This is a genomic window from Brochothrix thermosphacta DSM 20171 = FSL F6-1036 (assembly GCF_036884295.1).
Lineage (GTDB): Bacteria > Bacillota > Bacilli > Lactobacillales > Listeriaceae > Brochothrix > Brochothrix thermosphacta.
Genome location: NZ_CP145608.1, coordinates 71,337 through 85,797, shown reverse-complemented (window position 1 = coordinate 85,797; position 14,461 = coordinate 71,337). Strand labels below are relative to the sequence as shown.

General features: G+C 42.2%; 7 protein-coding genes, 10 tRNA genes and 3 rRNA genes. All 20 read right to left on the bottom strand.

What is annotated here, in order from left to right; translation table 11 throughout:
- Positions 1-108: 108 nt before the first annotated feature.
- Positions 109-2,610: an ATP-dependent Clp protease ATP-binding subunit gene (locus tag V6S17_RS00425; RefSeq protein WP_029091569.1), complete on the bottom strand. Its 2,502-nt coding sequence runs from the start codon at positions 2,608-2,610 to the stop codon at positions 109-111.
- Between the two features lie 30 nt (positions 2,611-2,640).
- Positions 2,641-3,099, bottom strand: coding sequence for a CtsR family transcriptional regulator (locus V6S17_RS00420; protein WP_029091570.1), 459 nt, complete (start codon positions 3,097-3,099; stop codon positions 2,641-2,643).
- A 276-nt stretch (positions 3,100-3,375) separates the two neighbouring features.
- Positions 3,376-3,449 (bottom strand) — tRNA-Pro (locus V6S17_RS00415).
- Between the two features lie 9 nt (positions 3,450-3,458).
- A tRNA-Arg gene (locus V6S17_RS00410) sits at positions 3,459-3,532 on the bottom strand.
- A 6-nt stretch (positions 3,533-3,538) separates the two neighbouring features.
- A tRNA-Leu gene (locus V6S17_RS00405) sits at positions 3,539-3,627 on the bottom strand.
- Positions 3,628-3,656: 29 nt separating this feature from the next.
- Positions 3,657-3,731: transfer RNA gene (locus V6S17_RS00400), tRNA-Gly, on the bottom strand.
- A gap of 4 nt (positions 3,732-3,735) precedes the next feature.
- Positions 3,736-3,817: transfer RNA gene (locus tag V6S17_RS00395), tRNA-Leu, on the bottom strand.
- 6 nt (positions 3,818-3,823) lie between these two features.
- Positions 3,824-3,896 (bottom strand) — tRNA-Lys (locus tag V6S17_RS00390).
- 57 nt (positions 3,897-3,953) lie between these two features.
- Positions 3,954-4,026: transfer RNA gene (locus V6S17_RS00385), tRNA-Thr, on the bottom strand.
- A 6-nt stretch (positions 4,027-4,032) separates the two neighbouring features.
- Positions 4,033-4,108, bottom strand: a tRNA-Val gene (locus tag V6S17_RS00380).
- Between the two features lie 3 nt (positions 4,109-4,111).
- Positions 4,112-4,227 (bottom strand): 5S ribosomal RNA (gene rrf / locus V6S17_RS00375).
- Between the two features lie 245 nt (positions 4,228-4,472).
- Positions 4,473-7,401, bottom strand: a 23S ribosomal RNA gene (locus V6S17_RS00370).
- 226 nt (positions 7,402-7,627) lie between these two features.
- Positions 7,628-7,703: transfer RNA gene (locus V6S17_RS00365), tRNA-Ala, on the bottom strand.
- A gap of 21 nt (positions 7,704-7,724) precedes the next feature.
- A tRNA-Ile gene (locus V6S17_RS00360) sits at positions 7,725-7,801 on the bottom strand.
- Between the two features lie 103 nt (positions 7,802-7,904).
- Positions 7,905-9,452: ribosomal RNA gene (locus V6S17_RS00355) — 16S ribosomal RNA — on the bottom strand.
- The 16S, 23S and 5S rRNA genes sit together here with 10 tRNA genes alongside, the layout of an rRNA operon.
- A 548-nt stretch (positions 9,453-10,000) precedes the next feature.
- Positions 10,001-11,494 carry a lysine--tRNA ligase gene (gene lysS, locus V6S17_RS00350; protein WP_029091266.1) on the bottom strand — a complete coding sequence of 498 codons (1,494 nt, stop codon included), beginning with the start codon at positions 11,492-11,494 and terminating at the stop codon, positions 10,001-10,003.
- Between the two features lie 198 nt (positions 11,495-11,692).
- Positions 11,693-12,166 carry a 2-amino-4-hydroxy-6-hydroxymethyldihydropteridine diphosphokinase gene (gene folK / locus V6S17_RS00345; RefSeq protein WP_029091267.1) on the bottom strand — a complete coding sequence of 158 codons (474 nt, stop codon included), beginning with the start codon at positions 12,164-12,166 and terminating at the stop codon, positions 11,693-11,695.
- Positions 12,163-12,534: a dihydroneopterin aldolase gene (gene folB / locus V6S17_RS00340; RefSeq protein WP_029091268.1), complete on the bottom strand. Its 372-nt coding sequence runs from the start codon at positions 12,532-12,534 to the stop codon at positions 12,163-12,165. The genes folK and folB overlap by 4 nt, the downstream gene beginning before the upstream one ends.
- Positions 12,527-13,342 (bottom strand): dihydropteroate synthase, encoded by an 816-nt coding sequence (gene folP, locus V6S17_RS00335; protein ID WP_029091269.1) that lies wholly within the window; start codon positions 13,340-13,342, stop codon positions 12,527-12,529. The genes folB and folP overlap by 8 nt, the downstream gene beginning before the upstream one ends.
- A gap of 170 nt (positions 13,343-13,512) precedes the next feature.
- Positions 13,513-14,445, bottom strand: a complete 933-nt coding sequence (cysK, locus tag V6S17_RS00330) for a cysteine synthase A (protein ID WP_029091270.1) — start codon at positions 14,443-14,445, stop codon at positions 13,513-13,515.
- Positions 14,446-14,461 lie beyond the last annotated feature (16 nt).

Here is a 14,461-nt window from a genome sequence, read left to right as displayed (position 1 = left end):
AAACTGGCTCTTATATCTCTCAAATTGGATTCAGATATTAATTGTATCTATAGTTCAATAAAAAAAGCAGAGGTTCTAGACCTCTGCTCAAACTTTACACACATTGTTTTATTTTGTTTTAATCGCTGTTTTTTTTGTTGCTTTTGTTTTTGGTTTTGCTGTTTCTTTTGATTTAACCGCTGCTTTTTTACGCGGTTTTTTGACGATGAACGTATCATCTTTATCTAAATCAATTGAAATTGCTTGTCCTTTAATAACATTGCCTCGAAGAATTTCTTCAGAAAGTAAATCTTCAATATTTTTTTGGATGGCACGACGAATTGGACGTGCACCATATTCTGGATCATAACCTTCTTTGGCAATCTTTTTAATTGCTTTCGGTGTTAATGAAATGTGAATATCTTGTTCAGATAAACGTTTTTCAAGTTGTGTAACCATCAATTTAACAATTTTAGTTAATTCTTTTTCACCGAGTGAATGGAACACTACATTTTCATCAATACGGTTTAAGAATTCAGGACGGAATGCATTTTTCAATGACGCTAACACGCGTTTTTGCATGACATCAAAATCTTTTGAAGGGTCTACTGCTCCAAAGCCAACTGTTTTATCCACTTTTATCTCATGTGCACCAATATTAGATGTCATAATAATAATCGTGTTACTGAAATCAACTACTCGACCTTTTGAATCAGTCAAACGACCATCATCCAATACCTGTAATAAAATATTAAAGACATCTGGGTGGGCTTTTTCAATTTCATCAAGCAATAATACAGCATATGGTTTTTGACGTACTTTTTCTGTTAACTGTCCGCCTTCTTCATAACCCACATAACCTGGAGGCGCTCCTACCAAACGTGCCGTAGAGAATTTCTCCATGTACTCACTCATATCAATACGAATCATTGCATCTTCATCTTCAAACATCGCTTCAGCTAATGCACGTGCTAATTCGGTCTTACCTACACCTGTAGGCCCAAGGAAGATAAATGAACCAATTGGACGCGCTGGATCTTTAAGTCCCGCACGCGCACGACGAACTGCTTTAGAAATTGATTTAACTGCCGCATCTTGTCCGATAACACGTTCATGCAAGATTTTTTCAAGATTTAATAATCGTTGTGATTCTGTTTCTGCTAATTTCGCAACCGGAATACCTGTCCAACTAGCAACTACTTCAGCAATGACTTGCGCATCAACTTGTTGGTGATCGCCTAATTTTTCACTGTCCCATGTTTCTTTGCATTCTTTCAAGTTGTTAGCACAGTGTTTTTCTTTATCACGTAAAGCAGCTGCTTTTTCAAACTCTTGTCCTTGGACTGCAGCGTCTTTTTCTTGACGAATACTCGCTAATTCGTTTTCAAGTTTTTTAACATTTACAGGTGTTACAAATGATTTCAAGCGTACTTTTGAGCCAGCTTCATCAATTAAATCAATTGCTTTATCTGGTAGGAAACGGTCTTGAATATAGCGTTGTGACATTGTAACAGCAGCTTCAATTGCTTCATCTGTAAACTCAACACCATGATGAGCTTCATAACGATCACGTAAACCTTGCAGAATCATAATTGAATCTTTAATTGACGGTTCTTCGACTTGAACTGGTTGGAAACGGCGTTCAAGAGCTGCATCTTTTTCGATATATTTACGGTATTCATCACGTGTTGTTGCACCAATACACTGCAACTCACCGCGGGCAAGTGACGGTTTTAAAATATTTGAAGCATCAATTGCACCTTCAGCACCACCTGCACCAATTAAAGTATGCAATTCATCAATAAAGAGAATAACATTACCTGCTTGACGAATTTCTTCCATTACTTTTTTAAGACGGTCTTCAAATTCACCACGGTATTTTGTTCCCGCAACAACTGTCCCCATATCTAATGTCATGACACGTTTTCCACGAAGCGTTTCGGGTACCTCGTTATTAACAATTTGTTGAGCGAGTCCTTCAGCTACTGCTGTTTTACCCACACCCGGTTCACCAATAAGTACTGGGTTGTTTTTTGTACGACGACTTAATACTTCAATCACACGTTGAATCTCTTTTGAACGACCGATAACGGGATCCAATTTGTCTTCTCGTGCTGTTTCAGTTAAATCACGAGCTAAACCATCTAGAGTAGGCGTTCCTTGCACATTAGCTCTATTTGCTTGGTTAGGTTGTGTACTGACACCTAACAATTGTAGTACTTGCTGACGCGCTTTGTTAAGACTGATATCTAAGTTGCTAAAAATTCGTGCAGCGATGCCTTCACCTTCACGAATCAATCCTAATAAGATATGTTCTGTCCCAACGTAAGTATGGCCTAATTTACGGGCTTCATCGATTGAAAGTTCAATCACTTTTTTAGCACGCGGTGTATATCGAATGATTTGTACATCATCCTGACCTTCTGTGATTAGCTCTGCAACGGCTGCTTCAATTTTGGCAGTATCTAACCCTAATTCTTTTAAAGCTTGAGCAGCAATGCCTTCACCTTCACGAATGAGACCTAATAAAATATGTTCCGTTCCTAAATTACTATGACGTAAACGTATTGCTTCTTCTTGCGATAACGCAATAACCTTTTGTGCGCGTTGTGTAAATCGTCCAAACATAATCAGCCACTCCTTTATAATTACTTCTATTTTTTATTCTGCGTATTTTAAATGTTCAAGAAAAGCACGTAAATATTGTTTTCTTATTTCGTTATCGCCTGTTTTATCACCTAATAAATTTTGTCTTAAAGAAACCATCATTAAGTTAGCTTCTCTTTCTGTGACAACATTTTCTTTATACAGTCGATAAGTGACATCTGTAGCGACATTTTCCGTAATTTCCTTATCCTCAAGCAAATGTAACAAAGCTTCTACTAATTGACTATGAGTACTTAATCGTACTTTTACAATACGTATATAGCCACCGCCACCACGTTTACTTTCAACTGTATAACCACGTTCTGTTGTAAATCGTGTATTAATCACATAGTTGATTTGTGAGGGGACGCATTGAAAATGTAGTGCCATTTCATTGCGTTTTAATTCTATCGCTTCTTCTGCTTCAAGATATCTTTTAATATAGGCTTCTATAACATCCGACATATTGCTCATCAGTATCAACCTCCAAGTTTCCGTCAAAATTTGATTGACCTAATTTGACTTATACTCATTATACTGAATAGCAATTCCGAGTGCAAACATATCAACTCATCCAACTCGAATGGATAAAACATATCATACCCCATTACTTTTTAAGAAGTAAAGCCGAATGCTTTAAAATACAAACAAGCATAACTTGGGTAATTTAGCAGCTTATATTAAATAGTGGCTTAATTATCTTTTTAAACAACAAAAAAACAACCCATAAATTATGAGTTGTTTCACGTATCGGGAAGACAGGATTCGAACCTGCGACCCCTTGGTCCCAAACCAAGTGCTCTACCAAGCTGAGCTACTTCCCGTATGTATAATGCGCCCAAGAGGAGTCGAACCTCTAACCGCTTGATTCGTAGTCAAGTACTCTATCCAATTGAGCTATGGGCGCTATATATGGTGCCGAGGACCGGAATCGAACCGGTACGGTGATCACTCACCGCAGGATTTTAAGTCCTGTGCGTCTGCCAGTTCCGCCACCCCGGCAAGGGTGTAAATAAACAAAAAAATATAAATGGAGCGAAAGACGAGATTCGAACTCGCGACCCCCACCTTGGCAAGGTGATGTTCTACCACTGAACTACTTTCGCATAATGCGGATGAAGGGACTTGAACCCCCACGCCTTGCGGCGCCAGATCCTAAATCTGGTGCGTCTGCCAATTCCGCCACATCCGCTAACTATGAGCCGTGCTGGGCTCGAACCAGCGACCCTCTGATTAAAAGTCAGATGCTCTACCAACTGAGCTAACGGCTCTTGTTTTTCAACAAGTTAGATATTATTTTTTGACAGCATCTTTTTAAAAAAGATGAATGCCGACTGCAGAAGTCGAATCCGCGACCTACTGATTACAAATCAGTTGCTCTACCAGCTGAGCTAAGTCGGCAAAAAATGGTGGGGGATGACGGGCTCGAACCGCCGACCCTCTGCTTGTAAGGCAGATGCTCTCCCAGCTGAGCTAATCCCCCATTGCTTGGCAACGTCCTACTCTCACAGGGGGAAACCCCCAACTACCATTGGCGCTAAAGAGCTTAACTACTGTGTTCGGGATGGGAACAGGTGTATCCTCTTTGCTATCGTCACCAAACAGTTTTTAAATTCTACCTAAGCTTCGCTTTTCTTCGTTGTCTTCTTCCTCTCAATCGTCACATACCATAAGTATGTTCCTCAATCGATTCATAAACGCCTAGAACAACTTGCTTATCTAAAATTTATTATTGCTTGGATAATATGAAATTATCAAGAGAATTTGCACTCTCAAAACTGAATACTTATTGATATAGAAAGAATTTGCGACAACCAATCGTCATTTTCGCTTTTTTAAAAATTAATAAGGTTAAGTCCTCGACCTATTAGTATTCGTCCGCTCCATACATTGCTGTACTTCCACTCCGAACCTATCAACCTGATCGTCTCTCAGGGGTCTTACTCACATAAAGTGATGGGAAATCTCATCTCGAGGGGGGCTTCACGCTTAGATGCTTTCAGCGTTTATCCCTTCCACACATAGCTACCCAGCGATGCTCCTGGCGGAACAACTGGTACACCAGCGGTGTGTCCATCCCGGTCCTCTCGTACTAAGGACAGCTCCTCTCAAATTTCCTGCGCCCGCGACGGATAGGGACCGAACTGTCTCACGACGTTCTGAACCCAGCTCGCGTACCGCTTTAATGGGCGAACAGCCCAACCCTTGGGACCGACTACAGCCCCAGGATGCGATGAGCCGACATCGAGGTGCCAAACCTCCCCGTCGATGTGGACTCTTGGGGGAGATAAGCCTGTTATCCCCGGGGTAGCTTTTATCCGTTGAGCGATGGCCCTTCCATGCGGAACCACCGGATCACTAAGCCCGACTTTCGTCCCTGTTCGACTTGTAGGTCTCACAGTCAAGCTCCCTTGTGCCTTTACACTCTGCGAATGATTTCCAACCATTCTGAGGGAACCTTTGGGCGCCTCCGTTACTCTTTAGGAGGCGACCGCCCCAGTCAAACTGCCCATCTGACACTGTCTCCCACCCCGATAAGGGGTGCGGGTTAGAATGGTCATGTCACAAGGGTAGTATCCCACCAACGCCTCCTCCGAAGCTAGCGCTCCGGAATCTAAGGCTCCTACCTATCCTGTACAAGTGACACAAACATTCAATATCAGATTGCAGTAAAGCTCCACGGGGTCTTTCCGTCCTGTCGCGGGTAACCTGCATCTTCACAGGTACTATAATTTCACCGAGTCTCTTGTTGAGACAGTGCCCAAATCGTTACACCTTTCGTGCGGGTCGGAACTTACCCGACAAGGAATTTCGCTACCTTAGGACCGTTATAGTTACGGCCGCCGTTTACTGGGGCTTCAATTCGCACCTTCGCTTGCGCTAAGCACTCCTCTTAACCTTCCAGCACCGGGCAGGTGTCAGCCCATATACGTCATCTTACGATTTTGCATAGACCTGTGTTTTTGGTAAACAGTCGCTTGGGCCTATTCACTGCGGCTCTCTCAGGCTTTCACCTTAATAGAGCACCCCTTCTCCCGAAGTTACGGGGTCATTTTGCCGAGTTCCTTAACAAGAGTTCTCTCGCTCACCTTAGGATTCTCTCCTCATCTACCTGTGTCGGATTGCGGTACGGGCAGTCATTAACTAACTAGAGGCTTTTCTTGGCAGTGTGGAATCAGAACCTACGGCACTAGGTGCCACCACATCACAACTCAGCTTACACGGAAAGCGGATTTGCCTACTTCCCTGCCTAATTGCTTGTACATGCATATCCATCAGCATGCGTTCGTATCCTCCTGCGTCCCCCCATCGCTCAAACATTAATGACTGGTACAGAAATATCAATCTGTTGTCCATCGCCTACGCCTATCGGCCTCAGCTTAGGTCCCGACTAACCCTGGGCGGACGAGCCTTCCCCAGGAAACCTTAGATATTCGGTGGACGGGATTCTCACCCGTCTTTCGCTACTCATACCGGCATTCTCACTTCTAAGCACTCCACCAGTCCTCTCGGTCTGACTTCACTGTCCTTAGAACGCTCTCCTACCACGGACATCTTAGATGTCCATCCACAGTTTCGGTAATACGTTTAGCCCCGGTACATTTTCGGCGCGGTGTCACTCGACTAGTGAGCTATTACGCACTCTTTAAATGGTGGCTGCTTCTGAGCCAACATCCTAGTTGTCTAAGCAATACTACATCCTTTTCCACTTAACGTATATTTAGGGACCTTAACTGGTGGTCTGGGCTGTTTCCCTCTCGACAATGGATCTTATCACTCACTGTCTGACTCCCGAGTATAAGTCGATGGCATTCGGAGTTTATCTGAATTCAGTAACCCTAGATGGGCCCCTAGTTCAAACAGTGCTCTACCTCCATGACTCTCAACCTCGAGGCTAGCCCTAAAGCTATTTCGGAGAGAACCAGCTATCTCCAGGTTCGATTGGAATTTCTCCGCTACCCACACCTCATCCCCGCAATTTTCAACTTACGTGGGTTCGGACCTCCAGTAAGTTTTACCTTACCTTCATCCTGGACATGGGTAGATCACCTGGTTTCGGGTCTACGCCTACTAACTAATTCGCCCTATTCAGACTCGCTTTCGCTGCGGCTCCGTCTTATCAACTTAACCTTGCTAGTAAACGTAACTCGCCGGTTCATTCTACAAAAGGCACGCTATCACCCATTAACGGGCTTTAACTACTTGTAGGCACACGGTTTCAGGAACTATTTCACTCCCCTTCCGGGGTTCTTTTCACCTTTCCCTCACGGTACTGGTACACTATCGGTCACTAGGGAGTATTTAGCCTTACGGGATGGTCCCCGTGGATTCCGACGGGATTTCTCGTGTCCCGCCGTACTCAGGATCCACTCTGGAGAGAAACGCTTTTCGTTTACGGGACTGTTACCCTCTTTGGTTAACCTTTCCAGGTTACTCAACTAAACGTTTCTTTTGTAACTCCGTGTAGAGTGTCCTACAACCCCAAAGAGCAAGCTCTTTGGTTTGGGCTGTTTCCGTTTCGCTCGCCGCTACTTAGGAAATCGATTTTTCTTTCTCTTCCTGCAGGTAATAAGATGTTTCAGTTCCCTGCGTCTGCCGTCAACAACCTATGTATTCAGTTGAAGACACTATGCGATCAAGCATAGTAGGTTTCCCCATTCGGAAATCTCTGGATCAAAGCTTACGTACAGCTCCCCAAAGCATATCGGTGTTAGTCCCGTCCTTCATCGGCTCCTAGTGCCAAGGCATTCACCGTGCGCCCTTTCTAACTTAACCTTCAGGTTTACAATGTCTTTCGATGTAAGATGACTCCTACACTTCAATGGTTGTATTCCTTTACCTTGCCTCCGAAGAGGCAAAGTTCGACATGATGAACACATGTCTGGTTGATCGTGCGATACGATCTGATGATTATAAATCACCTAAAATGAGTCTCGGTTGTTACTTGGTCTTTCTATTTAATATCAATTAGTATTCAGTTTTCAAAGAACAAATTTAAAATTGGTGGAGCCTAGCGGGATCGAACCGCTGACCTCCTGCGTGCAAGGCAGGCGCTCTCCCAGCTGAGCTAAGGCCCCGTTTAAGGGTATGTAATTTAATGGTGGGCCTAAATGGACTCGAACCATCGACCTCACGCTTATCAGGCGTGCGCTCTAACCAGCTGAGCTATAGGCCCTTTGGAGAAGATTGACTTCTCAAAACTAAATGAACGCTAGACATAACATATAACAATTAATTTGTAACATTATCACATCCGAAGATGTGTTCCTATTCCTTAGAAAGGAGGTGATCCAGCCGCACCTTCCGATACGGCTACCTTGTTACGACTTCACCCCAATTATCTATCCCACCTTAGACGGCTAGCTCCCGAAGGTTACCAAACCGGCTTTGGGTGTTACAAACTCTCGTGGTGTGACGGGCGGTGTGTACAAGGCCCGGGAACGTATTCACCGTAGCATGCTGATCTACGATTACTAGCGATTCCGGCTTCATGCAGGCGAGTTGCAGCCTGCAATCCGAACTGAGAATAATTTTATGGGATTGGCTCCACCTCGCGGCTTCGCGACCCTTTGTATTATCCATTGTAGCACGTGTGTAGCCCAGGTCATAAGGGGCATGATGATTTGACGTCATCCCCACCTTCCTCCGGCTTACACCGGCAGTCACTTTAGAGTGCCCAACTAAATGCTGGCAACTAAAATCAAGGGTTGCGCTCGTTGCGGGACTTAACCCAACATCTCACGACACGAGCTGACGACAACCATGCACCACCTGTCACTTTGTCCCCGAAGGGAAAGTTCTGTCTCCAGAATGGTCAAAGGATGTCAAGACCTGGTAAGGTTCTTCGCGTTGCTTCGAATTAAACCACATGCTCCACCGCTTGTGCGGGCCCCCGTCAATTCCTTTGAGTTTCAACCTTGCGGTCGTACTCCCCAGGCGGAGTGCTTAATGCGTTAACTGCAGCACTAAGGGGCGGAAACCCCCTAACACTTAGCACTCATCGTTTACGGCGTGGACTACCAGGGTATCTAATCCTGTTTGCTCCCCACGCTTTCGCGCCTCAGCGTCAGTAACAGACCAGAGAGCCGCCTTCGCCACTGGTGTTCCTCCAAATATCTACGCATTTCACCGCTACACTTGGAATTCCACTCTCCTCTTCTGTCCTCAAGTCTCCCAGTTTCCAATGACCCTCCCCGGTTGAGCCGGGGGCTTTCACATCAGACTTAAGAGACCGCCTGCGCGCGCTTTACGCCCAATAATTCCGGACAACGCTTGCCACCTACGTATTACCGCGGCTGCTGGCACGTAGTTAGCCGTGGCTTTCTGGTTAGATACCGTCAAGGGGTGAACAGTTACTCTCACCCATGTTCTTCTCTAACAACAGAGCTTTACGACCCGAAGGCCTTCTTCGCTCACGCGGCGTTGCTCGGTCAGACTTTCGTCCATTGCCGAAGATTCCCTACTGCTGCCTCCCGTAGGAGTTTGGGCCGTGTCTCAGTCCCAATGTGGCCGATCACCCTCTCAGGTCGGCTATGGATCGTCGCCTTGGTAAGCCATTACCTTACCAACTAGCTAATCCAGCGCGGGTCCATCTCACAGTGACAGCCGAAACCGTCTTTCACTTGAACATCTTATGATGTTCAGCACATTCGGTATTAGCATCGATTTCTCGATGTTATCCCCAGCTGTGAGGCAGGTTACCCACGTGTTACTCACCCGTCCGCCACTAACTTCAAAAGAGCAAGCTCTTTATCCGTTCGTTCGACTTGCATGTATTAGGCACGCCGCCAGCGTTCGTCCTGAGCCAGGATCAAACTCTCGTTAAAAAGTGATAGTGTTTAAACCATCAAATGATCCTTAACTAGTTCGCTAGCTAAAAATTTGTTACTTGTTTGCGTTACGAAATTAATTGGTTAAACTCCGAAGAGTTTAAGCATATAATATGTCTTTTCGTTCATTCAGTTTTCAAAGGTCAATCGCTGTCTCTTTTGTGACAACTTCTTTATTATACATAAGAAGAAGTTCAAAGTCAACAACTTTTGTTATTATTTTTTCAGTTGTTATTGTTTGTCATTTGACTAACACAACTTTTAAATCATACCATGTCTATCAAGGGATGTCAACGGTTTTGAAAAGTTTAGTACGAACACTATTAGCTCGTTTCAACTTATATAATATTATCATAACTATTTGATATAATCAATAGTTATTTAAATACTTTTTAAAATGTTTTATCTCTTTTAGAAGTGGTAACTTTTATATAATACAACGATAACAAGACGTTGTCAATCATCTATCTGCAAATTCTTATATATATTTAATAAAAGATATAAAAAGCCCAACAGAACAAGTTCTATTGGGCTTTTTAAACTGCTTATTTATCGTGCGGACGCATTGTCGGGAATAACAATACATCACGAATAGATGCGGCATTCGTTAATAACATCACCATTCGATCAACACCGATACCAAGTCCACCAGTAGGCGGCATACCATATTCTAAAGACTCTAAGAAATCTTCATCCATTTCATGAGCTTCATCATTACCTTCTTCACGCTCTTTTATTTGAGCAGCAAAACGCTCTCTTTGATCAATTGGGTCATTCAACTCGCTAAATGCGTTGGCGTGTTCACGCCCTACTATAAATAACTCAAAACGATCAGTAAAACGTGGATCTTCAACATTTTTCTTCGCTAAAGGCGAGATTTCCAACGGATGCCCGAAAACAAATGTCGGCTCAATCAATTTCTCTTCAACAAACGTTTCGAAAAATTCATTAACAACGTGTCCATATGTCATATGTTCAGTGATTGCTACATTATGCTCTTTGGCTAAACGACGGGCTTCTTCTGTATCTACTTCCCATAAATCAACACCAGAATATTGTTTAATTGCTTCTACCATATGAATACGAGTCCATTTTTTACCTAAATCTAACTCATATTCGCCATAAGTAATCGCTGTTTTACCCAATACTTCCTTAGCACAGTAAACGAATGCACCTTCTGTTAGATCCATGATATCTTGGAAATCTTCATAGGCTGCATAAGATTCAAGCATCGTGAATTCAGGGTTATGGCGAGTACTTGTTCCTTCATTACGGAATACACGACCAATTTCGTAAACACGTTCAAGGCCACCGACGATTAAGCGTTTCAAATGTAATTCCAACGCAATACGAAGATTCATTTCAATGTCTAAGGCATTATGATGTGTAACAAACGGTTTCGCTGCTGCACCACCTGCAACTGAATGCAGTGTTGGTGTTTCAACTTCCATATATTCTTTTTGAGCAAAAAAGTCACGCAATGAACGAATAATTTGGCTACGTTGAACAAAACGCTCACGACTTTCTTCATTCGCAATAAGATCAAGGTAACGTTGACGGTATATTTGTTCTACATCTGTTAAGCCATGGTATTTATCTGGTAACGGACGCAGCGCTTTACTTAAAATCATGTAAGATGTGGCTTTAACAGTCAATTCACCTGTATTAGTACGCATCAAGAACCCTGTGATACCAACAATATCACCCAAGTCCGCTGTTTTAAACAATTCATAGTCCGCATCACCAACAGCATCTTTACGAACATACAATTGAACACGACCATAACGATCTTGTATATGAGCAAAACCGACTTTTCCTTTTCCACGTTTTGTCATTAAACGTCCAGCAATAGTTACCTCAATTGCTTGTTCTTCTAATGCTTCTTTATCAATTTCTGCATATTTTTCATTAATTGTTTTAGAATCAGCTGTACGCTCAAATTTTTGTCCGAAAGGATTAATCCCTTCATCATATAAATGTTGTAATTTTTCACGACGCACTTGTAACTGATCATTCATTTCTTCATGTGGTTGATTCATAACAGTGGACACTCCTCTTTTATACATTTTAGTTAGGCACTCTATCGAACGCTTTTTGAAATCAATTACTTACCAATATTTTCACAATGACTACAAAAAACCTTATAAAAAAACACTAGCCTAATGTCTAATGTCTTTTTGAAAACAAACTCTTTTCAGCATACTCATACTAACATAACTAGATGATGCCACGCAACATTATTGCAAGGGTTCAGATACTTTAACAATACCTGATGTATCATTCAGTCCTGGACTGTCTAAAGGCACATGCTCAGGTGCAATCTCGCGTAGTGGTACCAGTACAAATGCACGTTCATACATGAACGGATGCGGTACAGATAACGTTTCACTATCATGAATCTCATCACCATATAACAAAATATCAATATCGATCACACGCGGACCATATTTGAACAAACGCTCTCGACCTAAATCCTTTTCAATTGCTAACAACTTTTGCAACAACACTTCTGCCTCTAAATCAGTTTGAATGGCGAGAACACAATTATAAAAAGTAGCCTGTTCAATGTATCCCCATGGTGGCGTATCGTATACGGACGAACAATTAACAACTTTTACACCCTCAATTTCGCCGATTCGTTTAATTGCAGCGCTTAAAAAGTCAATTCGTTCTCCCATGTTACTACCTAAACTGAGATACACTGTCATCATTCGATATCCTTACGGCTACGTTTAATTTCAACAGCCACAGACTCAAAATGGCCATTAATAGGTGGACGTGGTTTTTCCGCAGTAACAGTGACAAACTCAATTAGTGGATACTGCTCTAAAATAACCATCGCTAATCGATCCGTTAACGTTTCCAATAATTTATAACACTCTTCCTCAACTATCACACGCATAGTATCAAATACATCGGCATAACTCACTGTATCAGATACCTCATCACTCTTGCCTGGTATACGCGTATCCATCTCTAATATTAACGATATAACAAACCTTTGACCTAGAGCTGTTTCCTCGGGTAACACACCATGAAAACCATAAAACTCACAATTTTTCAAAAATATTTTATCCATTCCACTCAACCTTTCGTTTCATAATATCAATCACACGCATCATTCGTGTTATTTCTTTCACATCATGTACTCTCACAGCTGCAGCGCCTTGCATCACTGCATAAGCTGACATTGCACCTGTTCCTTCCATTCTTTGATCGACGGGCAAATCACCTAACATCGCACCAATTGTCCGCTTGCGGCTGGCCGCATAAAGAACATCATATCCCAAGTTAGCAAGCTCGCCTAGACGACGTGTTACTTCTATATTTTGTTGCGCTGTTTTTACAAATCCAAAACCAGGATCTAATATAATATGCTGCTTCGGCACACCTGCTTTTAAACAGATAGTTATACTTTCTTCCATATCTTCCAAATAATCCTCAAAAAAATGTTTGTAGTCTGACTTTTGACGATTATGCATTAACACAATCGGAACATTTTGTTCAGCTGCTACACTTGCCATCTCATTATCATATGTTGCTCGCCATTGATCATTAATCAATGATGCTCCTTTTTGAATCGCTTGATAAGCTGTTTCAGCACGATAAGTATCAATAGACAGTGGAATATTACTTTTAGAAGAAATCATTTCAATAATAGGCAACACCCTATTTAACTCCTCTTTTAACGGCACTTCCGAATAACCTGGGCGCGTTGATATCCCACCGATATCTATCAGATGAGCACCATCTTCTACCATTTCCAATGCACGATTAACCGCTAAAGTCGTTGTATTGAATTGACCACCGTCAGAAAAAGAATCTGGTGTAATATTTAATATCCCCATCACATAGGTAGGGTGGGGCCTGTTCCACAAAAGCGTCATTAGTAATAACCCCTTTCGAAAATAACAATGTTTACCTATTCTATTTTACGTTATTATTGTATAAAATCATATGACTGTTTTATAAAAAAAAGCTTTTATAAAAAAAGCACTCTGAATCAACCTAAATCGGCTGTATCAAAGTGCTAAAATAATGTATCGTTTAATTTGAATTAAACCTGATCATCAAATTCATATAAAGGTGTACTTAAGTATCGTTCCCCATTGCTCGCAACAATCGCTAATATTTTTTTACCTGCACCTAATTTAGCTGCTTGTTCTAATGCTGCATAAATAGTTGCACCTGAAGAAATACCTACTAGCAGACCTTCTTGACTCGCAACAAGACGTGCTGTTTTTAATGCATTTTCACTTGATACTTGTAAAATACCATCATAAACTTCTGTATCTAAAGTATCTGGGATAAAACCTGCACCAATACCTTGGATTTTATGAGGACTGGGATTACCACCTGCAAGTACAGGCGACTCCAATGGTTCTAATGCATAAATTTTCACGTCAGGATTTGCTTTTTTCAATACATGGCCAACACCAGAAATTGTGCCACCTGTTCCAACGCCTGCAATGAAGGCGTCTAAACCTTTATCACCAAAATCAGCAAGAATTTCAGGTCCTGTTGTGGTTTCGTGAATAGCTGGGTTGGAAGGATTACTAAACTGTTGAGGCATAAAATAACCGTCTGTTTCCGACAGTTCTTTTGCTTTTGCAATGGCGCCCTTCATTCCTTCTGCACCTGGTGTTAAAACCAACTTAGCACCGTAGGCCTCTAAAAGTTTACGACGTTCAATACTCATTGTATCAGGCATCACAAACACAGAGGCATAACCTTTGACTGCTGCAACAAAAGCTAATCCAATACCTGTGTTCCCACTCGTAGGTTCAACAATAGTATCGCCTGTTTTTAACAAACCTGCTTTTTCAGCATCTTCAATCATCGCTTTCGCAATACGATCTTTAACGCTTCCGCCAGGATTTTGATACTCAAGCTTCACATAAACTTCAGCGTCGCCTTCTTTGACTAAGCGATTTAACTTAACAATCGGTGTGCTTCCTACTAAATCTAGTGCAGAATTATAAATTGCCATTTTTAACACTCCTTCA

Coding starts and splice junctions, on each gene's coding strand:
- V6S17_RS00420 (WP_029091570.1), bottom strand. CDS start 3,099: ATGAGCAATATGTCGGATGTTATAGAAGCCTATATTAAAAGATATCTT.
- lysS (WP_029091266.1), bottom strand. CDS start 11,494: ATGAATCAACCACATGAAGAAATGAATGATCAGTTACAAGTGCGTCGT.
- folK (WP_029091267.1), bottom strand. CDS start 12,166: ATGATGACAGTGTATCTCAGTTTAGGTAGTAACATGGGAGAACGAATT.
- folB (WP_029091268.1), bottom strand. CDS start 12,534: ATGGATAAAATATTTTTGAAAAATTGTGAGTTTTATGGTTTTCATGGT.
- folP (WP_029091269.1), bottom strand. CDS start 13,342: ATGACGCTTTTGTGGAACAGGCCCCACCCTACCTATGTGATGGGGATA.
- cysK (WP_029091270.1), bottom strand. CDS start 14,445: ATGGCAATTTATAATTCTGCACTAGATTTAGTAGGAAGCACACCGATT.